Source organism: Marinobacterium sp. NO-S09 (genome assembly GCF_059179545.1).
Map to the genome: position 1 here is coordinate 632,053 of NZ_CP168954.1, position 24,655 is coordinate 656,707.

The window sequence follows — 24,655 nt, forward strand, 5'->3', positions numbered from 1 at the left end:
GTTCAGCCAGGTGAAACAGGCCGGCTAACATGATCGTGTGGCATCAGTGCTTGCCGATGCCACATTGCAGGATGCCAATGGACCTATGAAAACCTGTCGAAAACGTCTGATGTCAGTGCTGTTCTGTGTGCTGATATCACTGGCAACGGGGAATCTACAAGCCGCAGATGAACGGCTGGTGCGGGTGGGTGTGTATGAAAACCCACCCAAGATCCTGCTGGGCCCGGACGGACAGCCCTCCGGGATTTTCGGTGAACTGTTGCGCCAGATCGCGGATGCGGAAAACTGGCAACTGGAGGCTGTTCCCTGCGCCTGGAAGGCCTGTTTGCAACAGCTGCGTGAAGGTCAGATCGACCTGCTGCCGGATGTGGCGCGCACGCCCGAGCGCGAAAACTGGCTTGGCTTTCATGACACCCCTGCCCTGAACAGCTGGTCCCGAGCATACGCGCATATCGAAATCGCGTCGCCGTTGGATCTGGATGGCAAGCGCGTTGCGTTGCTGGCCGGCTCTGTACAGCTGAACTATCTGCGTAACCTGACTGAAGGCTTCGAGGTGAAGCCGATATTTGTTCAAGTCGACAGCTATCAGCAAGCCTTTGCTGCCGTTCAGCAGGGCGAGGCCGATGTGGCCTTCAGCAACCATTTCTTTGGTGACTACTTCGCGCCTGACTATGGGCTCGAGGGTACGGCGCTGATGTTCCAGCCCAGCCGCCTGTTTTTCGCCACTCCCCTGGCACAAAATACAGACCTGTTGAGTCGCATCGACCATTGGCTCGGCGTCTGGCGGGAAGACAAGCATTCCGTTTATCACGATATTCTCAGCCACTGGGGAGAGGCAGGGCAGGCGGCAGAATTGCCACGCTGGTTGCAAATGATGATGGCTGGCGCCGCTTTGCTGATCTCCATGCTGATCGCCTTTGTGTTTTTGTTACGGATTCAGGTACGCAGCCGAACCCGCACGCTGGCGACCCGCGAAGCACAGCTTGAAGGTGTGCTGGGTGGCGTCGAGGCCTGTATCTATAACAAGGATATTCAGCTGCGTTACACCTATGTAAACCCGTTTATCTGTAAAACCCTGGGCCAGCCTGAAGCGGAAGTACTGGGCAAAACCGATGCGGATTTCTTTTCTGCCGAGACAACTGAAAAAATACATGCGGCTGACCTTGAGGTACTGCAGACCGGCGAACGCAGTGTGCAGGAAGAAGAGCTGCAACTGCCGGGCTCTAATGAAAAACGTATTCTGCTGGCCGTCAGGGTGCCGCTTAAACTGGCCGACGGCCGTATCTGGGGGGTGTGTGGCGTGTCCACCGATATCACCGAGACCTATCGGCAGCAGGAACGTATCCATCAGCTGGCCTGGTATGACTCCGTTACCCATTTGCCCAACCGTCAGCGTCTGTTGCAGGAGTTGGCCGGTGCCAAGCAACAGGCCGAGGAGCGCAAGCAGGACGGCGCAGTCCTGTTTATCGACCTTGATCACTTCCGGGACCTGAATGATGCCCAGGGTTACGCTGCCGGGGATGAGCTCCTGCGCCAGGTAGCGGCGCGATTGACGGACCGTGTCAACGAACGCTTTACGCTGGCGCGGCTGGGGGGCGACGAGTTTGTGCTCCTGGCCGAAGGCCTTGATGCGACCCGCGAACAGGCGATGAATGAGCTGCAGCAGCTGGCCCAGGTGATTATTCAGGCACTGGCAGAGCCTTTTATTCTCAAGGCGCAGCGTCATCGATGTGGCGGGAGTATCGGTATCAGCCTCTTTTCTGACTTGCATGAAGATGCCGAAGGCCTGCTGCGCTGTGCCGAGCTGGCTATGAATGATGCCAAAAGTGCCGGCAGTAATTGCTTCCGCTTTTTTGATCCCTCCATGCAGGCGCAGGCGCAACTCCGTGCTGAGCTTGAGGCCGGCATTCGGGTCGGTATGGAGCAGGACGAGTTTGAACTCTGGTACCAGCCCCAGTACAACCGCCAGCAGCAACTGTTGGGGCTGGAAGCATTGGTGCGCTGGCGCCATCCGGAAAAAGGCCTTATTTCGCCTGCAGACTTTATTCCGGTTGCCGAGGCAACGGGTTTAATTGTGCCCTTGGGAGATCAACTGTTGGAACAGGCTTGCCAGCAGCTAATCCGCTGGCAACAGCATCCGCAATTGGCCGGTGTGCGTGTGGCGGTCAATATCAGTGCCCGGCAGATTCATACGGCAGACTTTGCCGACCGCGTTTGTGCCGTGCTGGACCGAACAGGCGCCAGTGCCAATTTGCTGGAGCTGGAAGTGACCGAAAGCATGCTGGTCAAGGATGTGGAGCAGACAATCGACAAGATGCGTCAGTTGCGCCTGAGGGGAGTACGCTTTTCGCTGGATGATTTCGGCACCGGCTATTCATCGCTGATCTTCCTCAAGCAGCTGCCGCTGGACAAGCTGAAAATTGACCAGGGCTTCGTGCGGGATCTGCTCTCTGACAGTAATGATGCCGCCATCGTCAAAACCGTGGTAGCACTGGGTCAAAGCATGGACCTAACGGTGCTGGCCGAGGGGGTGGAAACTTGCGAGCAATGCGATGCCCTGGCGGCCATGGGCTGTTATGAATATCAGGGCTATTACTTCAGCAAACCGCTGCCGCCCGCCGAGCTTGAAGCCCGGCTGGCGGAACAGGTCGTTGAAAATGGCACCCTCTGATCAGGCGGCTGCAGGAGCCGCCTGAACCAGGAAATTACGCTTCCGGGCCAGAACCTTGAACAGAGTCGGCACGAAGTAGAACGACAGCAGGGTGGTCATCAGAGTGCCACCGGCAATGGCCACCGCGAAAGGAGGCCAGAAGCCGCCACCGGCCAGAATCAGGGGCATGAAACCACCGATGGTCGTGATGGTGGTGGAGCTGATATGACGGGTACAGCTGGCCACAGCGCTCTGAATGGCGTTCTCGTCGCCCCGGCAGGCGGCACTGCTGGCCTTGAGCTCGGCCAGAATTACAATGGCTGCGTTGATCGCCAGCCCCATCAGACCCAGCAAAGCGATGATCACGGTGAAACCGAACGGGTAGCCAAACATCCAGACCGTAAGCAGGCCAAGGCCTGCCGCCTGAATCGCGGTGGCGAAGATCACCAGACTGATGCGAAAGGAGTTGAACGACAACACCACCACCGCGATCAGCAACACCACAATGATGCCCACGTTGGCCAGCAGGTTACCCACGGCACTGTCCCGCTTGGACGCTTCCCCGCCCACTTCCAGGCGATAGCCCGCCGGCAGCTGGAAACCTTCCGTTTCCAGAGCCCGGGTGTAGTCAGCCAGGACCTGCCCCGGCAACACACCAAAGGCCGGGTAGCCCTCAATCACGTTGACCCGTTCGCCATCCCGACGTGGAATGGCGCCATGCGCCGATTCCAGACGCACGTCTGCCAGGGCACCCAGCGGGATATTACCGGCGGTCGGCGTGCTCAGGTGCAGCTGTGCCAGTGCATCCGGCGCGCTGCGCCGCTCTGCATCCACGCGCACCTGCACCGGCAGGGTTTCGGTGCTTTGCAGGACTTCACCTGCTTTAATGCCCTGCAGTGCGCTGCGCAACTGTCCGGCAATGTCCTGCAAGGCCAGCCCGGCCAGGCGAGCACTGTCTTCATCAACACTCAAACGCACCTGGGGCGTACCCGGCTGCAGCGTCGAACGGGTGTGCATCACATCGGGGACGGCCGCGAGAATGCGGCGAGCTTCGTCGCCCAGTTCACGCAGCCGCTCCAGTGACGGGCCATAGATGCGCATTTCAACCGGCGCATTGAAGGGAGGGCCCTGATCGAGGCGGCGCACCAGTACCTGGGCATCCGGCAGACTGCGATCCATTTGCGCCTGAAGCTCAGGAATCAGGCGGTTGGCACTGGTGAAGTGGTCACTGGTCACCATTGCCTGGGCGTAATTGGGTTTGCCCTCATTGAGCGGCATCATGTTGTAGTAAAAGGGCGGGGCGCTGGTGCCCATGAACCAGGCAGTCTGCTGGATTTCGGGATGCTGACGCAGGATGGCATCGGCGTCCTGGCTCACGCGGCGCGTCTCGGCCAGGCTGGCCTGAGGCGGCAGGTGCAGCTCGATATGGAACATGTCACGGTCGGAAGGCGGGAAAAACTGCTCGGTCAGCTGTCCGGCACTCCAGAAGCCCGTAACCGGCAACGCCAGCGTCAGCAGCAGAGTGGCCCAGGGGTGTGTGAGCGCCCAGCGTTGCGTAGCGTTGAAGCCACGGCTCAGACGCGGCAGGTGTAAACCGGTGCGGTACCAATGATCATCACCGCGGGTGCCGGGTTTCAGGTAACGCCCTGCCAGTGCCGCGATCAGACTATGAGACAGCAGCCAGGACCCCAGCAGCGCAAAAATAACGCTGATGGCAATGCCGCCGACGAACTCGCCCGCCGGCCCCGGCATCAGCACGATTGGCATGAACGCCAGAATGGTGGTCAGAGTGGAGCCCAACAGTGGCAGCCAAAAGTGACGCACCGAGTTAAGCACGGCCTGTCGGGCGGATTCGCCCTGCTGGCGCCGGTGCTGAATGCTGTCCACCATGACGATGGCGTTGTCGATCATGATCCCCAGCGCCACCACCAGGCCGGTGACGGACATCTGGTGAATCGGCAAGCCATAGAAATTCATGCAGGCCAGGGTAAAGAGTGTGGTCAGGGGCAGGGCCAGGGCGGTGATCAGTGCGGCTCGCACCCCCAGTGTCACCAGCAGCACCAGCAGGATGAGCACAAACCCCTGGCCGATATTGAGGACCAGTTCGCTCAGGCGTACCTCGGTGTAGCCGCTTTGATCGAACAGAATGCGGGTTTCGATATTGGCGGGGACACTGGCGCTGAAACGCTCGATCTGTGCCCGTGCCTGCTCGGTCCATTGATCGACACGCAGGTGCGGCAGCATACGAATACCGACGACAATCCCCTGACGACCATCGATCCAGGCCTCTTCACGGGCCGGGTCATGCACACCCATCCGCACCTGGGCCAGGTCGCCCACACGGCTGATGTTACCCTGTTCATCGGTTTGCAGCGGGATGCGGCGAATACGTTCCAGACTGTCCAGCGCGCCGCTAAGCTCCACCTGCAGTTGGGTGCGGTTATTGCTCAGCTCACCGGCCGAAATACGGCCGTCCGCTGCACCGATGGTAGCCGCAATGGCGGGCAGGCTGAGGCCACGGGAGCCGGCCTGTTCCAGATCTACATCGACCTGGATCTCTTCTTCCTGCTCGCCATAGCGGTCCACATAGTCTGTACCGGGAAGGGCACGCATGCGGCTTTCAAATTCATCGGCGTAGCGGGTCAGGGTGGCCAGATCAGCCGGCCCCTCGCCGCGCCAGTTGAGCCCGACCAGCAGCGTGAAGGCGTAGCCACGCTTGTCTTCCAGATAGGGAATCGAGCTGCCGTTGGGCAGTTCCGGCGCCACATCATTCAACAGATCGCGGGCGCGGGACCAGACGCTCTGCACATCGGTAACCCTGTCCTGCAGTTCAATGCTGACGATGGAAATACCCAGCCGGGAGGTGGAGGAAATCTCCTTGATCTCGGCCAGTTCGCGCAGGCTGTTTTCGATCGGTTCCGACAGCTGTGCTTCAACACGTTCGGCACTGGCGCCGGGCAGTTGCGTCATGACTGTGGCCATACGGGCCAGTACACGAGGATCTTCCTGGCGGGGCAGACTGTGTAAGGCAGCGGTTCCGGCTACGATCAGCAAGGCGACCATCAGGGCCAGCAGGCGTCCGTTGAATAGAAGCTGTGCCATCATTGCTGTGCGCCTCCGGCGGCCACTTCCTGCAGTGCTTCAACCGCCTGGCCGGGCACAACGCGGTGCAGGCCCCTGTTCAGCAGTTGCTCTCCCTGGCCCAATGCACCGCTGATGTAGGCACTTTCTTCGGTACTGTGCAGAATGCGCACATCCCGTGCCTCGACCTGATTACTGTCACTGACGACGTAGACCTGCCAGAGGCCGCGCACGCTGTCGGTCAGGGCACTGATGGGCACCCAATAGCCGGATTCCGGGCGGTATTCGGGCAGTTGTAACCGCACCAGTGTGCCCTGGGGCAGGTTAAGGGGCTCTGTTGGCCGGAAACGGGCCTGAAGGGTACGGCTCATGGGAGCCAGCTCGGCCCCCACCTGAATCAGGTCAACGCTGAGGGTACGTTTGCCTGCTTCCAGGGTATAGGTCTGCCCGGTTTGCAAACGCGTGGCCTGCTCTGGTGGCAGTCCGATGGTGAATTCGGTGCCGGATTCACTGAGCAACTGCAATACTGGCTGCCCCGCAGATAGCACCATGCCTTCATCGGCCAGGCGCTGGCCGACACGGGCATCAAAGGGGGCGATCAGCACGGCTTTTTCCTGCTGCAGGCGGTTACGCGCCAGGTTACTGCTGATCACGGCCATGGCAGCCTTGAGAGCATCGACTTCCGCTTCCAGTTCATCCCGGTTCTGGGTGGAGGCATAGCCGCGCTGCTCCAGAGCGCCCAGTCGTTCCAGGCTGGTGCGTGCCAGTCGCAAGCGGGCCTGTGTTTCCTGCTGCTGCGCCTTGAGTCGCTGCATTTCGGTATCCAGCAACTGGGTGTCGAGCCAGGCCAGCTGCTGGCCAGCTTTGACGTAGTCACCGCTATCGACCGCGATTGTTTTCAGCTTGCCGCCGGTCTCGAATCCCAGTGCAGAATTCTGTGCCGCTTCGACACGGCCGGCGTAGGTATGAATCAATTCAAATCCGGGGCTGGGTTCCAGTGCCTGGGTGCTGACGGCCAGAGGTCGTGCGGTTGCAGCCGTTTCCTCTGCTTCCTGGCAGCCGCTCAACAGCAGCAAACTGCTGAGTAAAACAAAAAGGTTGATCGATGCGGGCATCTTCATGGTTGTATTCCGGCTATAATTGTAACTAGACCTGTGAGTCCAGTTTAGTTTTATAAAACTGGACTGTCTAGTTTGATATGTTTTTGTCGGGAGAAAGATGTGAGACCCAGCAGTGCAGCCAAACGGGAGCAAATTCTCGAAGCGGCTTCGACGCTTTTTGTACAGAACGGATTCACCGACACCAGCATGGAGATGGTGGCTCAGGAAGCGGGCGTGTCCAAGCAGACCGTATACAGCCACTTTGGCAACAAGGATGAGCTGTTTATGGCAGCTATCCAGTGTAAGTGTCAGCGCTATGAGCTGGCGGACCTTTGTGCCGCAACCGAGGGCAGCCTGCGTGATCGCCTGCTTGTGATCGGACGGGGATTTATCCGTCTGCTGTTGTCTGAAGAGGCACGACAGGTACACAAAACCTGCATCGCCCAGGTGGATACACAGCCGCAGGCGGCGGTGCTGTTTTTTGAGGCCGGACCACGGGTGGTGATGGCCGCATTGACGGAGATGCTGGAGCGAGAGTGTCGGGCCGGCCAGATTCACGCCGACAACCCGCGCCATGCCGCGATTCAATTGCTGATGATGTGGCAGGGCGAAGCCAAGATGCGTTCAGAACTGGGCATTGAACCCCAGTTGAGCGATGACGAAATCGATACTTATATTGTCAGCTGCGTGGATCTGTTCCTGCGCGGCTATGCCCCCTGATATCGTCCACCGAACCACCTCCGCATTCATTACCTATACTGCAGGTAATAGCGGAGGTGTCCAATGTCTATCCTGCGGCACGTGCTGGTGTGTCTGCTGTGCTGGAGTTCCCTGTCGGCTTTGCCCCTGGTGCAGGCGGCTGCAGCCGATGCCCCTGAGCATGCGGTCTGGGTATTGCGTCTTGAGGGAGTAGTAGGCCCGGCCAGTGCCGATTATCTGGTAAGGGGGCTGGAGCAGGCCGCTCAGTCGGGTGCCCGGGCGGTGGTGATCGAAATAGATACGCCGGGTGGGCTGGATCTGTCCATGCGGCAGATGATCAGTGCCATTCTGGCTGCACCCATGCCGGTAATCGGCTACGTTACCCCCGGTGGAGCCCGAGCGGCCAGCGCCGGTACCTACCTGCTGTACAGCTGCCATGTTGCCGCCATGTCGCCTGCCACCAACCTGGGAGCTGCGACACCTGTCAGTCTTGGCGCCACGCCTGGCCCTCAACCAGCCTCTGAACCCGGTTCCGAGTCTGACGAGCCCCCAGCGGGCAATGCCATGCAGCGCAAGATCATCAACGACGCCGTGGCCTATATTCGTGGCCTGGCCGAGTTGCGTGGGCGCAATGCCGACTGGGCCGAGCAGGCGGTGCGTGAGGGCCGCAGCCTGAGTGCTTCGGCAGCACTGGAATTGAATGTGATCGACCTGATTGCACCGGATAGAATGGCGTTGCTCACCCGCTTGCACGGCCGCGAGGTTAGTCTGGCCGGCCAGACGCTCAAACTGAATCTGGCGGATGTTCCTCAATATGAATACCTGCCGGACTGGCGCAATGAGTTCCTGGCCATTATCACCAACCCCAATGTGGCCTACCTGCTGATGCTCATTGGCATCTATGGTCTGATCTTCGAATTCTCCAATCCGGGCTTCGGGGTACCGGGTGTGCTGGGGGTGATCAGTCTGCTGGTGGCGCTCTATGCCTTCCAGGTACTGCCGATCAGCTATGCCGGCCTGGGACTGATGCTGTTGGGGGTAGGGCTGATTCTGGCCGAGGCCTATGCTCCCAGCTTCGGCATTCTCGGCATTGGAGGCTCTATCGCCTTTGTGGTGGGCTCGATCATGCTGATGGATACCGAGCTGCCTGCCTACCGTATTGCCTGGCCGATGATTCTGGCCTTCGGGCTGGGCTCAATGGCCGCGGCCTTTGCCGTGGTGATGATGGCGCTGCGCGCACGTCGTCAGCCGCAATCCATTGGTGTGGATGCGGCGCGAGGGCAGCAGCTGAGCGTTGAGGTCTGTCGTGATGATCAGGCGTTGGTGCGTTTTGAAAGTGAGCTTTGGCCGGTTCGGTCAGAGCAGTCTTTGCAACCGGGCGACCGGGTGCGAGTGGTTGGCAGTGCCGGCCTGCATCTGATCGTGGAAAAGCTGGAGACCTGATATGTTCGGTTTTCCCTATTTCATCACCACATTGGTGGTGCTGGCGATTCTGCTGCTGCTCTCCATGTTCCGCATTCTGCGCGAATACGAGCGCGGCGTTATTTTCCTGCTGGGGCGTTTCTACCGTGTCAAAGGCCCTGGTCTGATCATTGTTGTTCCCATCATCCAGCAGATGGTGCGTGTGGATCTGCGTACACTGGTGATGGATGTACCCACTCAGGATGTTATCTCGCGCGATAACGTGTCGGTGCGCGTCAATGCGGTGATCTATTTCCGGGTGGTCGACCCGGAACGGGCCGTCATTCATGTGGAAAACTATCTTGAGGCGACCAGCCAGCTGTCCCAAACCACGTTGCGTTCGGTATTGGGCCAGCACGAGCTGGATGAAATGCTGTCGGAACGCGACCAGCTGAACTCGGATATCCAGAAGATCCTCGATAAACAGACGGATGCCTGGGGGATTAAAGTTGCGAACGTGGAGATCAAACATGTGGACCTGGATGAGAGCATGGTACGCGCCATCGCCCGTCAGGCGGAAGCCGAGCGCTCACGGCGCGCCAAGGTGATTCATGCTCTGGGCGAGCAGGAAGCTTCGGAAAAACTGCTGCATGCAGCGCAAACCCTGTCGCAGCAACCCCAGGCGATCCAGCTCCGTTACATGCAGACACTGACCGAAATTGCTGGCCAGAACAGTCATACCATTGTGTTCCCGCTGCCGGTGGACATGTTTGGTCATCTCGGTGATATCCTGAAGAAACCCGATATCAAAGAGCCGGAGCAGAAGGCGGGTTCATGAAAAAGGTGGCTGTTTGCCGTATATTGGATTGACCTAATATTCTTGTAATGTCGCCAAAGCAGCTCATAATCATCCAGTAAATGAGCGTACAGGGCTAGAACAGGGGAATTCAGTGTGGACGAATCTCGGCAACAGGAAGTGGACCTCAGTCTGCATGAACTGGACCATATTCTCGGTCTGCAACAGCGTATCTGTGGGCTGGTAGCGTCGGCAACGCCTTATCTTGAGGTGATTGATGAAACCTGCCGTATGGCCGAGCGTCTGTTGCCGGGTTCGGTAGCGTCATGCATGCACCTGGACCCTGATTCCGGGTTGATGAGTGTGATATCAGCCCCCAGTGTGCCCGAAGCCGGTATCGAACGCCTCAGCCAGCTGCGCCCCGGCCCCGAGGGCGGCTCCTGCGGTAATGCCGTGTTTCATAACGAACCCGCCTATGTGCAAAATACCTTTGAAGACCCGCGCTGGAAAGGTTTGCGCAGGCTCGCTGTGGACTTCAATCTCTGTGCCTGCTGGTCAGTGCCGGTGCGTGATGATCTGGGCAACCCGATTGGCTCTTTTGCCCTGTCATCTTTTGAACACCGTATGCCCTCGGTGTTCCACCAGCGTTTGCTGGAGGTGGGGGCTGCACTGGTTGCCATAGTGCTGGTGCGCCATGCTCAGCATCAAAGGCTGGAAAGTGAGAAGGACGCATTGATCGAACAGCTGGGCCGTGATGCTTTGACCGATCTGCCCAATTCGCAAAGCCTGATTCGCACCCTGCGAGATGTGCCGACCTCGTCGGCGCTGATCCTGCTCAACCTGAATAACCTGGGCTTGATCAATACTCGCTACGGGTTGGAAACCGGCGACCGCCTGTTGCAGGCCTTTGCCTCCACCCTGTCCGGTATCACCGGCAGTGGTTGCCTGTTCCGCGGCAGTGCTGATCAGTTTGCCCTCTACTACGATCACCTGGATGACCCCGAAGCCGAGTTGCAACGCCTGCGTCAGCACTTTTTTGGTGAGCCGGTGTGCCTGCAGGAGATGAAGTTCTACCTCACCTTCAATGCCGGTGTGGCCACGGGGGGCGAGGATCTGCTGCGCCGCGCCATGGTTGCGCTGAAGCAGGCACGTGAGCGCGGCAAAAATGCCACCAGTCAGTATCAACCGGATACGGACCAGCCGGCCCTGCAGCAGCAGGTGGATTACATCGGCTGGAGTGTGCGTCTGCATGAAGCCCTGCGCACGGGGGGGATACGCGCCTGGTATCAGGGTATTCGGGACAACAGCAGCGGCGAGATCCGTAAATGGGAAGCGCTGGTACGGCTGGAACATGGCGGTGAGGTGTTTGGTCCAGGCCAGTTCCTGCCGGTGGCTGAACTCATTGGTCTGATGCCGGCGATAACCCGTGTCGTCATTGAGCAGGTGGCGGAGCGTTTGGCGGTACAGGCAGGCTCCATCTCGGTGAACATCACCGAAACCGATCTGGAGCTGGGCTACCTGCCGGACTTTCTGGAGCGTACCCTGGAGACGCATGGTGTGTCGCCCGAGCGTCTGATTCTGGAAATCCATGAAGGTATCAGCAGTGGCAGCAAACAAACCTATATTGAACAGCTGCAGCAGCTTAAACAGCGCGGCTATCAGTTGGCCATTGATGACTTTGGCACCGAGTACTCCAACTTCGAGCGCATCCTCGAGCTGGAGATCGATATGATCAAGGTAGATGCGAAGTACATCCGCAACATCCATCAGGATGCCACCAGCTATGAAATCGTGCGTGCCATGGTGTTCTTTGCCCAAAATGCCGGTATCCGCACGGCTGCAGAATTTGTCCATTGCGCCGAGGTACAGGCGGTGGTGGAAGCACTGGGTATCGATGAATCCCAGGGTTTCCTGTTCAGCGAACCCGCGCCCCAGCCTCAGGCATAACTCTTGAGAACGGCTTACTGGTCGTCGTAGTGGATGATCGAAAGCAGCTGTATGGGCACTTCCAGCAAAACCTCGGGGCCGTGCGGAATCTCGGCGTCGAAGGAGAGGGCATCCCCCGGTCCCATATCGTATAGATGGTTGCCGTGACGGTAGCGAATCTTCCCCTGTAATAGATAGATGAACTCCTGCCCTGGATGCGAAAAGGTGGGGAACACCTCGCTGGCATCATCCATGGTGATCAGGAAAGGCTCGTAGCTTTTCTTCTTGCCGCGGTGGTAACTGAGCAACTGGTAGGTGTGGCCTTTCTCGGTACCGCGCCGGACCACTTCCATCCCTTCACCGGCTTTAGTCAGCTGAGCTGTGCCTTCGGGGCGATCATAATCGGTGAAAAGCTGTGAAATAGGCAGGCCAATGGCATCGCAAAGGCGGCTCAGTGTATCCAGGCTGGTGGACACCTGGGCGTTCTCGATCTTGCTCACCATGCCCTGGCTGAGGCCGGCGATCCGCGCCACATCAATTATCTTCAAACCCTGCTCGGTGCGTTTGCTTTTCACCCGCATGGCGATGTACGACTCCAGGCGCAATCTTGGGCTGTCTTCTTCTTTTTCTTTCATACTCGCATGCTCCTTTTTTGTGCGGTCTGAACAGCTTTGGTGCGTTTTTGCAGGGCAAAAACGGCACCGGACCGGCACAATCCTGTTTGCGGGCAAATATTCCTATCAGGAAATATAGTTTCACAGTCCTTGATTTTACGGCCCTTTCACCCGAATCGAATCTTTTTTTTAACGCAAAGTGCAAAGTTGGCAAAGTGATTGCTTTTACCTTGGTGAAATAAATTTTCCCATCGAGAAATATGGACCAAGGTCATGGCTATCGAAACGCAAAACGCACGTAAATACCGCTTAACCGTCTCTTGCCCCGACAAGGTGGGTATCGTGGCCGCCGTTACCCAGTTCTTCGCCTCTCATAATGGCTGGATCAGCGAAGCGCACCAGTTTGCCGATACCGAAAACTGCCAATTCTTCATGCGCTATGAAGTCTTGGCGGACTCTCTGCCTTTCTCACTTGATGAGTTGAAAGCGAAATTCGCGCCACTTGGCGATGAATTCGACATGAATTGGCAGATTACCGACTCCGCACAGCGCAAGCGCATTGTGCTGATGGTATCAAAAGAAGCCCACGCTTTGTCTGATCTGCTGTACCGCTGGCGCTCCGGCGAGATGAATATCGACATCCCCTGCGTCATCTCCAACCACGATGTGCTGCGTTCCTATGTTGAATGGCACGGTATTCCTTTCGTGCATGTGCCGGTGGACATGAGCAACAAGGAGCCGCACTTCCAGGCTGTGAAAGAGCAGATCGCTGCAGCCGAAGCGGATGCCATCGTGCTGGCCAAGTACATGCAGATCATCCCGGAAGAGCTGTGCGAGCTTTACCCAAGCCGCATCATCAACATCCATCACAGTTTCCTGCCGTCCTTCATCGGTGCCCGTCCCTATCACCAGGCGGCCGAGCGTGGCGTGAAGCAGATCGGTGCCACCTGTCACTACGTGACCTCCGAGCTGGATGCCGGTCCGATCATCGAACAGGATGTCCACCGCGTGACTCACCACAACACCACCGCCGACATGGTGCGTCTGGGTAAGGACGTAGAGAAGGCCGTGCTGTCCCGTGGCTTGCGTTACCACATCGAAGACCGTGTCCTGGTACGCGGCAACAAAACCGTTGTTTTTGCCTAGGAGAATCCCATGCCCTGGCGCCTGCTCAAATACGGCCTCAAGTCGTCACACAACGAGCCCCGGTTCTTTCCTGAAGCCAAACCGCTCAAATCTCACTACGACGTAGTGATCATTGGCGGCGGCGGGCACGGCATGGCCTGTGCCTACTACCTGGCGAAGGAACACGGCATCACCAATGTTGCGGTGCTGGAACAGGGGTATATCGGGGGTGGTAACACTGGTCGTAATACCACCATCGTGCGCTCCAACTATCTGACACCGGAAGGGGTCAAGTTCTACGACACCAGTCTCAACCTGTTTGAAGATCTGGCCGATGACTTCGACCTCAACATCTTCTACTCAACCCGTGGCCACTTCACCCTGGCCCACACCGACAGTGCCATGCGCACCATGCGCTGGCGTGCCGAGGTGAACAAGCACCACGGCATCGAATCGGAAGTGGTGGACCGGGACTTCATTGCCAAGGAAGTCCCCTATATGGACCTGGACTGTGCCGGTACCCATCCGGTGATGGGGGCGCTCTATCACGCACCCGGCGCAGTGGCGCGCCATGATGCCGTCGCCTGGGGCTACGCCCGTGGTGCCTACAATCGTGGTGTCGAGATTCACCAGAAAACCCGTGTTACCAGTATCCGTACCCAGGGTGACAAGGTGACCGGAGTGGAGACTGATCGCGGCTTTATAAGCTGTAGCAAGGTGGTCTCCATGGTGGCCGGTTCTACACCGCGCATCACCTCCATGCTGGGGCTGGAAACACCGATCGAGATCTTCCCGCTGCAGGCCTGCGTGTCCGAGCCGGTGAAGCCGTTCATGGACACCATCGTGGTCTCCGGCAGCCTGCATGTTTATGTCAGCCAGTCGTCCCGTGGCGAGATGGTGATGGGGGCCTCGGTGGATCCGTCGGTACTGCACTCCACCCGCTCCAGCTTCAACTTTGTTGAAGGCCTGACCGACCAGATGATCGACCTCTTCCCGTTCATGAGCCGCATGAAAGTGATGCGTCAGTGGGCCGGTATGAGCGATATCACCCCGGACTTTGCCCCGATCATGGGTAAAACGCCCATCGACGGCTTCTACCTGGATGCGGGCTGGGGCACCTGGGGTTTCAAGGCCACGCCGGTCAGCGGCAAGACCATGGCCTGGACCCTGGCCAACGACCGCAACCATGAACTGATTGAACCCTTCCGCCTGTCCCGCTTCACCGACTTTGATCTGGTCGGTGAGAAGGGCGCAGCGTCGGTCGGGCACTGAGGAGAGGGGACGATGAAAGTATTCGACTGTCCCGTGATTGGCCCCCGGCCGATCAGCGAATTTGATTACATCGGTGAAGTCCGTCGCCCGCCGATGGATGCCGACGAGCCCACCTGGGCCGCGTATGTGTTCAACCGCCAGGGTGCGCCGGGCCTGCTGCGCGAGTGGTGGTATCACCGCCCGACCGGGCGCTGGTACGTCATGGAACGCGACACCCTGAAGGATGAAGTGGTGCGGTTTATCGATCTGGAGGAGGTGCGTTATGACATCCCGGCTTGATCCCCAGCCGCTGGAGTGGCTCGACCGCTCCGAGACGCTGAGCTTCGAATTTGAAGGTCTGGCCTTCACCGGTTTCGCTGGTGACAGCATCAGCTCGGCCTTGTTGGCATCCAACCAGACTCTGTTGGGTCGCAGCTTCAAATACCACCGCCCCCGCGGCGCGGTGACACTGGCCAACCACGACGTGAACGCGCTGTTCCAGAGCAGTGAAGAGCCCAACATCCGCGGCGATGTCACACCGCTGGCGGCGGGCATGTCGCTGACCGCCTGTAACGTCAACGGCAGCCTGGAAAAGGACAAGGACCAGATTATCGGCAAACTGTCCCGCTTCCTGCCGGTGGGCTTCTACTACAAGTCGTTCCACAAGCCGAAAAAGCTGTTTCCGATGTGGGAGCGCGTGATTCGCGAAAAGGCGGGCCTGGGCACTATCGATACCCGCTGGGATGCGCGCCGCAAGGCCAAGACCTATGGTTTCTGCGATCTGTTGGTAGTGGGTGCCGGTGCCTCTGGCATGCAGGCGGCGCTGACAGCAGCGGAGCAGGGGCTGGACGTGGTGATCGCGGATGAGAACCCGCATATCGGCGGCAGCCTGGATTACCAGCTGGTGAACGATGACAGTGCTGCACCGATTCGCACAGCGTTGAAACAGAAAGTACAGAGCCACGCCAATATCCGTGTGCTGCCGGGCCACCTGGCCTGTGGTTGGTACACCGACCACTACGTGCCGCTGTTGGGGCCGGAAGGCATCGTCAAAATGCGTGCCCGTGCCGTGATCAGTGCCACCGGCGTGATGGAGCAGCCTGCTGTGTTCCGCAACAACGACCTGCCCGGCGTAATGATGGCCTCTGGCGCCCAGCGCCTGGTGGCACGCTATGCGGTTAAACCGGGTCAGCGAGCTGTCGTGCTGACAGCCAACAGCGAAGGTTATCGTGCTGCGCTGGATATGCTGGCTGCCGGTGTCGAAGTGGCTGCGGTCGTGGATATGGGCAAGGCTGACAGCCGCGGTCGCTGGGCCGACGAGTTGAAGAGCAAGAATGTCAGCGTGCTGGACGGCCACGCGGTGTACGAAGCCAAGGGCAAGGACAAATTGAAGCAAGTCGTCGTTGCGCCTTTTGATGGCTCGGCCTGCAACCTGAAGCTGGCGCGCGAGATTGATGCTGATCTGCTGCTGATGAGCGTGGGCTGGGCCCCGGCCGCGCAGCTGCTGTATCAGGCGGGCAGTCGTCTGGGTTACGACAGTACCCTGGAGCAGATTCTGCCTCAGGAACTGCCCAGCGGTATCTTCGCCTGCGGTCGTTTGAACGGTGCCTTTACGCTGGATCAGCGCCTGGCCGATGGAGAGCGTGCCGGTACTGAAGCGGCGGCGTTCCTCAAGGATCAACCGCTGCCGGCCGAGCAGACAGACAGCCGCGACACTGAAGCGCACTCCCACCCTTGGCCGATTGTGGATCATCCCAAGGGCAAGAACTTTGTCGATTATGACGAAGACCTGCAGCTGAAGGATCTGGTCAACGCGGCGAAGGAAGGCTTCGATAATATCGAGCTGATGAAGCGTTTCTCCACCGTCGGCATGGGCCCGAGTCAGGGCAAGCACGCCAACATGAACGGTATCCGTGTGTTGGCAGCGGTCACCGGTCGCACCATCGACCAGACCGGCTCGACCACCGCACGTCCGATGTTCCACCCGGTTCCGGTGCAGGCGCTGGCGGGGCGACGTTTCCGTGCGGAACGTCTCACGGCCATGCATCAGTGGCACCTGGATAACGGCGCCCAGATGATGGAAGCCGGTGCCTGGATGCGTCCTGAATACTATCTACCTAACTCAGAAGCTGGCGCTTCTGACGCCGCAGGCGCTGGCAACCCTTCAGTGCGCGAACAGGCGATCCTGCGTGAAGTGCAGGCGGTGCGAACCGGTCTGGGTCTGATCGACGTTTCGACGCTGGGCAAGATCGAGGTGATGGGGCCGGATGCCGGCAAGTTGCTGGATGGCGCCTACACCATGCGCATGTCCAACATTAAGCAGGACATGACCCGTTACGCCCTGATGGTGGACGAAAGCGGCGTCATCGTGGATGACGGCATCGCAGCCCGCGTGGCCGAAGACCGCTTCTACGTGTCGGCTACCACCAGCCATGCGGATGCGACCTTCCGCACTCTGTCCCGCCACATTGTGGAGTGGGGTCTGGATGTGCGTCTGGTCAATCGCACCGGCACCTTGGCCGCCATGAACCTGGCCGGTCCTCATGCCCGCAAGCTGCTGGCACCGCTGACCGACATCGACCTGAGCGAAGAGAACTTCCCTTACCTGGGCTTCAAGGAAGGCAACCTCTGCGGCGTGCCCGTGCGTCTGATTCGCGTCGGTTTTGTCGGCGAGCTGGGCTACGAGATCCACTTGCCGATCGAGTCCGCACAGCTGGTCTGGAACACCCTGATGAACAAGGGTGCCGAGTACGGTATCCGTCCGTTCGGTGTGGAGGCCCAGCGAGTGCTGCGTCTGGAAAAGGGCCACATCATTGTGGGTCAGGACACCGACGGCCTCACTAACCCGTTCGAAGCCAACATGCCCTGGGCGGTGCCGCTCAAGAGCAAGGCCTGGTTCACCGGCAAGCCATCGCTGGCGCTGCTGAAGGAGCGCTGCCTGCGCACCCTGCGCGGTTTCATGCTGCCCAAGGGCTACAGCGGTGAGCTGCCGAAGGAATGCCATCTGCTGATCGACAGCGGCGATATCGCCGGTCGCATCACCAGTATCGCCTATAGCCCCTCACTGGGTCGTTACATCGGTCTGGCCATGGTGGACCAGCCGTTGGCGGGCAGTGATCCCATGTATCAGGTGCGGGTCGATTCCGGTGCGCTGGTTCCGCTCGAACCCTGTGCAATTCCCTTCTATGACGCCGAAGGCGAGCGTCAAACCATCGACCTGACGGAGGTGGCCTGATGATTGCTTTGCAACTGAACGAAACGGAGCGGGCCAGCTATCTGCTGACCGGCCCCGAGAGCAGCGAAGCCCTGGCGAGTGCCGGTCTGCCGGTTCCCGAACAGATACTCAGTGCAGAGGAGCGCAGCGGTGCTCTGGTCGCACGCACAGGACGTGACGAATACATGGCGATGCTCAAGGCCGGTGTCACGGCCCCGCAGAGTGAATGGTGTTTCCGCCGTTACGACAGCGTGTTTGAGCTCAAGGGTGAAGGCTGGGTCGAGATGATGGCCCACCTCTGCCAGTACGACTTCCGCCAGCTTAAACCGGGTGACTGGTTGATGACTTCCGTCGCCGGGGTCAATTGCTGGCTGTATCACGAAATCGAGAGTGGCAGTTTGCTGATCGGTGCTGATCCGGGCTACCGCCACTACCTCAACGAAACGTTCAGCGCGGTCCTTGGTGACCTTAGCGCAACCCGAAATCCGACAGGAGGTGCATCATGATGCCCGCAGAGATCGAACGCATTGTCAGCCAGAACGATATCAAATACGTACTGGCCCAGTTTGTGGATATCCACGGCGTTGCCAAAACCAAATCGGTTCCGGCCAGCTGCCTGATGGATGTGGTGGAAAAGGGTGCGGGTTTTGCCGGCTTCGCTGTCTGGGGCATGGGCATGGAACCGCACGGCCCTGACTTCATGGCCCGTGGCGACCTGGATACCTTCAGTGTTGTGCCCTGGCAGCCGGGTTATGCACGCATTGCCTGCGATGGTTATGTGAATGATGCACCGCACCCCTACTGCAGCCGCGTCGTGCTGAAGCAGCAGCTGGCGCGCCTGGCCGAGAAAGGCTGGACTCTGAACACGGGTGTGGAGCCGGAGTTCTCCCTGTTCACCCGTGATGAAAAAGGCACTCTCAAACCGGTGGATGAGAGCGACGTACTGGACAAGCCCTGCTACGACTACAAGGGTCTGTCCCGCTCCCGCGAGTTCCTGGAGCGTTTGGTGGAATCCCTGCAGGCAGTGGACTTCGACGTCTATCAGATCGACCACGAAGACGCCAATGGCCAGTTCGAGATTAACTACACCTACAGCGATGCGCTGACCTCCGCTGACCGTTTCACCTTTGTGCGCATGGCGGCCGGCGAGATCGCCAACGACCTGGATATGGTCTGCTCCTTCATGCCCAAGCCGTCTTCGGACCGCACCGGTAACGGCATGCACTTCCACCTGTCGATCACCGACAAGGATGGCCAGAACCTGTTCCATGATGCCGATGACAAGAGCGGCATGGGCCTGTCCAAACTGGCCTACCACTTTACCGCCGGTCTGCTGGCACATGCCCCGGCACTCTGCGCCATCGCAGCCCCGACCGTGAACTCCTACAAGCGTCTGGTCGTGGGCGGCAACGCCTCGGGGGCGACCTGGGCACCGGCCTATGTCTGCTACGGCGACAACAACCGTTCCGCCATGGTCCGTATCCCCTACGGCCGTCTGGAATTCCGCCTGCCGGACTCCGGCTGCAACCCCTACCTGGTGACCGCAGCCCTGATCGCCGCCGGTATGGACGGTGTCGAGCGTGAGCTGGATCCGGGTGAGCCGATGAACGTGAACCTGTACAGCCTGAGCCTGGACGAGATCAAGGAGAAGGGTGTCAGCATCCTGCCGCAGAACCTGAATGAAGCCCTGGACGCGCTGGAAGCGGATACCGTTTTCACCGAAGCCCTGGGTAATGAAGTTGTGTCCGAGTTCCTCAAGGTGAAACGGGCCGAATGGGTGGAATACAGCCGCCATGTATCCGACTGGGAAGTCAGTCACTACGCCGAATTTTTCTGATCCGGTTTTGTTACGAGGAATTTGATTATGTGTGGAATTGTCGGGCTTTATCTGAAGAACCCTGAACTGGAAAGCCGGATCGGCGAACTGTTTAAACCGATGCTGATCGCCATGACCGAACGCGGTCCCGACAGCGCCGGTTTCGCCATCTACGGTGATGAAGTGGGCGATGGCTGGGTCAAGCTGACCCTGCGTCACCCGGATGCTGAATATGACTGGGAAACGCTGGCCACCCGTCTGAAAAACGAGCAGCAGATGGAACTGAGCTGGTTCCAGAATGCCAGCGTTGCCGTGTTCAAGGTGCGTGCCGAAGAAGCCGCCCTGCGTGAATGGCTGGCGGAAGAAGCGGCTGATGTACTGATTCTCAGCGTGGGCCAGTCCATCGAGATCCTGAAAGAAGTGGGTCTGCCGGAAAAGATTGCCGAAAACTTCAATCTGGAAGGCATGAAAGGCAGCCACATCATCGGTCATACCCGTATGGCGACCGAGTCTGCCGTCACCATGGAAGGCAGCCACCCGTTCTCCACCGGCATGGACCTCTGCCTGGTACACAACGGCTCCCTGTCCAACCACAACCGTCTGCGTGATGCCCTCAAGCGCGAAGGCATCAGCTTCGAGACTCAGAACGACTCCGAAGTTGCGGCGGGTTACCTGACCTGGCGTCTGCAGAAGGGCGACAGCCTGAAGGAAGCGCTGGAGCATGCGCTGGAAGATCTGGATGGCTTCTTCACCTTCACCATCGGCACCCGCGACGGTTTTGCCGTCATGCGTGACCCCATCGCCTGTAAGCCGGCGGTACTGGCCGAAACGGATGACTATGTCGCCATGGCGTCTGAATACCAGGCCCTGACCACCCTGCCGGGCATCGAGAATGCCAAGGTCTGGGAGCCGGAGCCGGCCACTTTCTATGTCTGGGAACGCAGCAGCAACTGAGCCTGAGTCGAGGAGAAACAACGATGAAAACGATTGATCTGGCTGAATCCAGCATCCGTGAACTGAACCAGGCGCTGCACGACCAGGCCACCGAATGTACCGAGCGTGAGTGGGAAGTGCTGAATCCCAAAGGGCAGCATAACATCGCCTGCGGTCTGGACCAGAACCTGGCGGTGGATATCCAGGGCCACGCCGGTTACTTCTGTGCCGGCATGAACAAGAAAGCCCATGTGGTGGTGCACGGTAACGTGGGCCAGGGTGTGGCTGAAAACATGATGTCCGGCACTGTTCGCGTCAAGGGCGACGCATCCCAGGCCGCTGGCGCCACCGCTCATGGCGGTCTGCTGGTGATCGAGGGTAACGCCGGTGCCCGTTGCGGCATCTCCATGAAAGGTGTGGATATCGTGGTCAAGGGCAGCATCGGTCACATGAGCTGCTTCATGGGCCAGTCCGGCTCGCTGGTTGTATGCGGTGACGCCGGGGAAGCACTGGGCGACTCCATGTACGAGGTGCACATCTACGTGAAGGGCGAGGTGAAATCCCTGGGCGCGGACTGCATCGAGAAAGAGATGCGCGCCGAGCATATCGAAGAGCTGACTGACCTGCTGAACCGCGCCGGTGTGGATGAAGATCCGGCCAGCTTCAAGCGCTACGGTTCAGCCCGTCAGCTGTACAACTTCAAAGTAGATAACGCATCCGCTTACTAACGGACCGACAGGCCGTCATGGCCGCCCAATATGTGTGTATAGGGGCGGCCTCTGAAACCGATTTTTGAGGACTTGATTATGAGCAACGATATCAACGTCAACCCGGGCCTGCGTGAGTCAGCCACCTTTGACCGTACCACCATGGCCGAAATCCGCCGCGCTGCCGATAGTGGTATCTACGACATCCGCGGCTTTGGTGCCAAGCGCAAGCTGCCGCATTTTGATGACCTGCTGTTCCTGGGTGCGTCCATGTCACGCTATCCGCTGGAAGGCTACCGCGAGAAGTGCAACACTCAGGTCACCCTGGGCACCCGCTTCGCCAAGAAGCCGATCGTGATTGAAACCCCGGTCACCATCGCCGGCATGAGCTTCGGTGCCCTGTCAGCCAACGCCAAGGAAGCCCTGGGCCGTGGCGCCTCCATGGTGGGCACCACAACCACTACTGGTGATGGTGGCATGACGCCGGAAGAGCGTGGCCAGTCTAGCAAGCTGGTGTATCAGTACCTGCCGTCTCGCTACGGCATGAACCCGGACGACCTGCGCAAGGCCGACGCCATCGAAGTGGTACTGGGTCAGGGCGCCAAGCCGGGCGGCGGCGGTATGCTGCTGGGCCAGAAAATCACCGACCGTGTTGCGCAGATGCGTACGCTGCCCAAGGGTATCGACCAGCGTTCAGCCTGCCGTCACCCGGACTGGACCGGCCCCGACGACCTGGCGATCAAGATTCAGGAACTGCGTGAAATCACCGATTGGCAGGTGCCGATCTACATCAAGGTGGGCGCGACCCGTACCTACTACGATGTGAAACTGGCGGTTAAAGCCGGCGCTGATGTCATCGTCGTTGACGGCATGCAGGGCGGTACTGCGGCAACCCAGGACGTGTTCATCGAGCACGTAGGTATCCCGACGCTGGCGGCGATTCCACAGGCCGTACAGGCACTGCAGGAAATGGGCATGCACCGCAAGGTTCAGCTCATCGTCTCCGGTGGTATCCGCAACGGCGCTGATGTGGCCAAGTGCATGGCACTGGGTGCCGATGCGGTCGCAATCGGTACTGCAGCGCTGGTGGCACTGGGCTGTAACGACCCGAAATGGAGTGAAGACTACGAGAAGATCGGCTCGGCTGCAGGCTTCTACGATGACTATCAGGAAGGTAAGGACCCGGCTGGTATCTCCACTCAGGACCCTGAACTGTCCAAGCGTCTGGACCCGGAAGATGGCGGACGCCGTCTGGCCAACTACCTGCGCGTACTGACGCTGGAAGCCCAGACGCTGGCCCGTGCCTGCGGCAAGAACGACCTGCGTAATCTGGAGCCGGAAGATCTGGTAGCCCTGACCGTTGAATCCGCTGCCATGGCGCGTGTTCCTCTGGCGGGTACTACCTGGGTGCCGGGTCAGAGCTTCTAACGGAGCATGCCACTGAAACCCTTCTAATCTGAGGCGGGGGCAACCCCGCCAGCAAGCAAACAAGGAGACACGCGTGAATCAGGCGCTGACGGTAAGTGACAAACGGATTGATGGTAAAGCCGTGGCAGCAGAGCTGCGTAAATCCATAGCGGCACAGGTGGCTGAACGGGTTTCAGCCGGTAAATCACGTCCAGGGCTGGCTGTAGTACTGGTGGGCGAGGATGCAGCGTCCCAGGTCTACGTGCGCAGCAAGGTTAAGGCCTGCGAAGAAGCCGGCATTATTTCCCGCAACCACAGCCTGCCGGTCGAAACGACCCAGGAAGAACTGCTGGCACTGATCGATACCCTCAATGCTGACCCGATCATCAACGGCATTCTGGTGCAGCTGCCGCTGCCGCCGCAGATCGATGTTCAGGCGGTGATTGAGCGTATCGATCCGAGCAAGGATGTGGATGGTTTCCACCCCTACAACCTCGGCCGCCTGGCGGGCAAGGCCCCGACCCTGCGTCCCTGCACGCCCTACGGGTGCATGCGTCTGCTCGACGCCTACGGCATCGATCCCATGGGTAAAAAGGCTGTAGTGGTGGGTGCATCCAACATCGTCGGCCGTCCGGTCGCGCTGGAGCTGCTGATGGCCCGTGCCACTGTCACGGTATGCCACTCCAAAACCGCTGATCTGCCGGCGGAACTGGCGCAGGCGGATATTGTGATCGCGGCGGTGGGCATTCCCGAGTTCATCAAGGGCGAATGGCTCAAGCCGGGCGCCGTGGTGATCGATGTGGGCATCAACCGACTGGATGATGGCCGTCTGGTGGGCGATGTGGAGTTTGAGCCGGCGTACGAAAAGGCTTCAGCCATTACGCCCGTGCCGGGCGGTGTTGGGCCGATGACGATTGCCTGCCTGCTGCAGAATACGCTGGAGGCCTGCGAAGCTGCGGAAAAGGCTTAATCACCAAGTTCCCCCCTTTACGTTGTGTTAATTTGCCGCAGGCTCTTGATTGGGTCTGCGGTTTTTTTTGCGTTTGCAGAGGCTAGCTAGTAGTACCTAAGCGAAGGGAGCGAGGAATCACAGTAGATTAGGCGTCAACTATAACAACCCTTCTTGGCCTCCGACGCTTGTCAGAGTGGTACAAGAGACAATACATGATGCACGAAAACCGGGATGCAAACCCCTTCCAACATGAAACGCTTGCCCTGATCGAGCGGCTGGTCCCCCTCAGTGGCTCAGCATTCTTTCTGGTGAACCCGGATATGCAGCATAGCGGGGCATTGCTCTATAACCTGGCCCCGGATGCCGAGCGCGAGTATCGCACCGAGTTTGGTGCGCTGGACCCCCTCAACCCCGAGCGCTTTGCCGACAGCGATGAAACCGTGGTGACGCTGGACTCGAGGATTGCGCCGCACTTCCTGCGCCAGACGCTGTATTACATGAACTTCATGGTGCCCCATAATCATCGTTATGTGGCCGATATGTTCTTTCGCCGTGATGGGCGCATTATTGCCGGCCTGACCATTCTGCGGGAGGAGTCCATGGGGAACTTTCGCGCGGATGAACTGGCGTTGCTGCGCAAGGTGCAGCCCTTTATAGAGTTCTCGTTGAATCAAACCTACCTGCCGCAGCGAGACCGTGAACGTGAGGGGATCGGCAGTAAATATGATCTGACCGAGCGTGAGCTGGATGTGCTGGAGTGTGTGCTGCGCGGTAATACCAACAAGGATATTGCCAGTCAGCTTTCGCTGGGTCTGGCCACGGTCAAAACCCACCTGCACCATATTTTCAGGAAAACCGATGTGAGAGTTCGCAGCGAGCTGGTCGCCAAGGTGATGGCGGACCTCAACCGCTGAACTCAACCCTTTGATGGATGCCGCCTGCGGCCCTCAGCCCGAATACTGATGCCTGATTTAAGTCGTCCG

At 59.1% G+C, this 24,655-nt stretch carries 19 protein-coding genes; 16 read left to right on the forward strand and 3 right to left on the reverse strand.

The window, feature by feature from the left end:
- Positions 1 to 85: 85 nt before the first annotated feature.
- On the forward strand, positions 86 to 2,671 hold the full coding sequence (locus O3C79_RS03140) for an EAL domain-containing protein (protein ID WP_494384763.1): 2,586 nt from the start codon (positions 86 to 88) through the stop codon (positions 2,669 to 2,671).
- Here the strand turns inward: O3C79_RS03140 and O3C79_RS03145 are convergent, their stop codons facing one another.
- Complete coding sequence (locus O3C79_RS03145) at positions 2,672 to 5,755, reverse strand: efflux RND transporter permease subunit (RefSeq protein ID WP_494384764.1); 3,084 nt, start codon at positions 5,753 to 5,755, stop codon at positions 2,672 to 2,674.
- On the reverse strand, positions 5,752 to 6,852 hold the full coding sequence (locus O3C79_RS03150; RefSeq protein WP_494384765.1) for an efflux RND transporter periplasmic adaptor subunit: 1,101 nt from the start codon (positions 6,850 to 6,852) through the stop codon (positions 5,752 to 5,754). Before O3C79_RS03150 ends, O3C79_RS03145 begins: the two co-directional genes overlap by 4 nt.
- 99 nt (positions 6,853 to 6,951) lie before the next feature.
- Between O3C79_RS03150 and O3C79_RS03155 the strand changes: the two genes are divergently transcribed.
- The 4 genes from O3C79_RS03155 (at position 6,952) to O3C79_RS03170 (ending at position 11,674) form a co-directional block, all read left to right on the forward strand.
- Positions 6,952 to 7,551, forward strand: coding sequence for a TetR/AcrR family transcriptional regulator (locus O3C79_RS03155; RefSeq protein WP_010324860.1), 600 nt, complete (start codon positions 6,952 to 6,954; stop codon positions 7,549 to 7,551).
- 63 nt (positions 7,552 to 7,614) lie between these two features.
- Positions 7,615 to 8,973: an NfeD family protein gene (locus O3C79_RS03160; RefSeq protein WP_494384766.1), complete on the forward strand. Its 1,359-nt coding sequence runs from the start codon at positions 7,615 to 7,617 to the stop codon at positions 8,971 to 8,973.
- A gap of 1 nt (position 8,974) precedes the next feature.
- A complete protein-coding gene (locus O3C79_RS03165) occupies positions 8,975 to 9,769 on the forward strand; it encodes a slipin family protein (protein WP_494384767.1) in 795 nt (264 codons plus the stop codon).
- A 114-nt stretch (positions 9,770 to 9,883) separates the two neighbouring features.
- Entirely contained in the window at positions 9,884 to 11,674 is a 1,791-nt protein-coding gene (locus tag O3C79_RS03170) for a sensor domain-containing diguanylate cyclase (protein ID WP_494384768.1), read from the forward strand.
- A 14-nt stretch (positions 11,675 to 11,688) separates the two neighbouring features.
- Here O3C79_RS03170 and O3C79_RS03175 read toward each other — a convergent pair whose 3' ends face one another.
- Entirely contained in the window at positions 11,689 to 12,288 is a 600-nt protein-coding gene (locus O3C79_RS03175; RefSeq protein WP_010324856.1) for a helix-turn-helix domain-containing protein, read from the reverse strand.
- Positions 12,289 to 12,540: 252 nt separating this feature from the next.
- Here O3C79_RS03175 and purU point away from each other — a divergent pair, with 252 nt between their 5' ends.
- From purU to O3C79_RS03230, 11 genes are all read left to right on the forward strand, one after another.
- On the forward strand, positions 12,541 to 13,413 hold the full coding sequence (gene purU, locus O3C79_RS03180; RefSeq protein ID WP_010324855.1) for a formyltetrahydrofolate deformylase: 873 nt from the start codon (positions 12,541 to 12,543) through the stop codon (positions 13,411 to 13,413).
- A 9-nt stretch (positions 13,414 to 13,422) separates the two neighbouring features.
- Positions 13,423 to 14,664, forward strand: coding sequence for an FAD-dependent oxidoreductase (locus O3C79_RS03185; RefSeq protein WP_494384769.1), 1,242 nt, complete (start codon positions 13,423 to 13,425; stop codon positions 14,662 to 14,664).
- Positions 14,665 to 14,676: 12 nt separating this feature from the next.
- A complete protein-coding gene (locus O3C79_RS03190; protein WP_076463090.1) occupies positions 14,677 to 14,943 on the forward strand; it encodes a sarcosine oxidase subunit delta in 267 nt (88 codons plus the stop codon).
- Positions 14,927 to 17,878 (forward strand): 2Fe-2S iron-sulfur cluster-binding protein, encoded by a 2,952-nt coding sequence (locus O3C79_RS03195; protein ID WP_494384770.1) that lies wholly within the window; start codon positions 14,927 to 14,929, stop codon positions 17,876 to 17,878. Before O3C79_RS03190 ends, O3C79_RS03195 begins: the two co-directional genes overlap by 17 nt.
- A complete protein-coding gene (locus O3C79_RS03200; protein ID WP_494384771.1) occupies positions 17,878 to 18,363 on the forward strand; it encodes a hypothetical protein in 486 nt (161 codons plus the stop codon). Before O3C79_RS03195 ends, O3C79_RS03200 begins: the two co-directional genes overlap by 1 nt.
- A complete protein-coding gene (gene glnT, locus O3C79_RS03205) occupies positions 18,360 to 19,694 on the forward strand; it encodes a type III glutamate--ammonia ligase (RefSeq protein ID WP_417533891.1) in 1,335 nt (444 codons plus the stop codon). The genes O3C79_RS03200 and glnT overlap by 4 nt, the downstream gene beginning before the upstream one ends.
- A gap of 27 nt (positions 19,695 to 19,721) precedes the next feature.
- Entirely contained in the window at positions 19,722 to 20,627 is a 906-nt protein-coding gene (locus tag O3C79_RS03210) for a class II glutamine amidotransferase (RefSeq protein ID WP_010324849.1), read from the forward strand.
- Positions 20,628 to 20,650: 23 nt separating this feature from the next.
- Positions 20,651 to 21,334, forward strand: coding sequence for a GltB/FmdC/FwdC-like GXGXG domain-containing protein (locus O3C79_RS03215; RefSeq protein ID WP_010324848.1), 684 nt, complete (start codon positions 20,651 to 20,653; stop codon positions 21,332 to 21,334).
- 78 nt (positions 21,335 to 21,412) lie between these two features.
- Positions 21,413 to 22,741, forward strand: a complete 1,329-nt coding sequence (locus O3C79_RS03220; RefSeq protein WP_494384772.1) for an FMN-binding glutamate synthase family protein — start codon at positions 21,413 to 21,415, stop codon at positions 22,739 to 22,741.
- A 73-nt stretch (positions 22,742 to 22,814) separates the two neighbouring features.
- Entirely contained in the window at positions 22,815 to 23,690 is an 876-nt protein-coding gene (gene folD, locus O3C79_RS03225) for a bifunctional methylenetetrahydrofolate dehydrogenase/methenyltetrahydrofolate cyclohydrolase FolD (RefSeq protein WP_494384773.1), read from the forward strand.
- 194 nt (positions 23,691 to 23,884) lie between these two features.
- Positions 23,885 to 24,586: a helix-turn-helix transcriptional regulator gene (locus O3C79_RS03230; RefSeq protein WP_494384774.1), complete on the forward strand. Its 702-nt coding sequence runs from the start codon at positions 23,885 to 23,887 to the stop codon at positions 24,584 to 24,586.
- Positions 24,587 to 24,655: the final 69 nt, after the last annotated feature.